The organism is Salegentibacter maritimus (assembly GCF_016236975.1).
GTDB lineage: Bacteria > Bacteroidota > Bacteroidia > Flavobacteriales > Flavobacteriaceae > Salegentibacter > Salegentibacter maritimus.
Genome location: NZ_JAEHNY010000055.1, coordinates 1 through 222 on the forward strand (window position 1 = coordinate 1; position 222 = coordinate 222).

The 222-nt window shown below is 37.8% G+C and carries 1 pseudogene; it reads right to left on the bottom strand.

Annotated features, from left to right (window positions below):
• Positions 1–222, bottom strand: a pseudogene (locus I6U50_RS15850) (T9SS C-terminal target domain-containing protein); the annotation flags it as partial.

Consider the following 222-nt stretch of genomic DNA (forward strand, 5'->3'; position numbering starts at 1 on the left):
ATACTTGGTGTTGCGAAACTTTCTGTGGTAAAACTTATTTCTGTACATCCAGTGGCATTTCCTACCGCATTATAAGGAGTAACCGAAACATAGATAGTGGTGTTTTCAGGGAAGTCGGTTGTAGGGCTATAACTAGTTGTTGTAAGGTCGGTATTATTTACCAGATCATTTCCTCCTGGATTTGTTCCAATATTTATATAATATCCATCGGCATCTTGTACA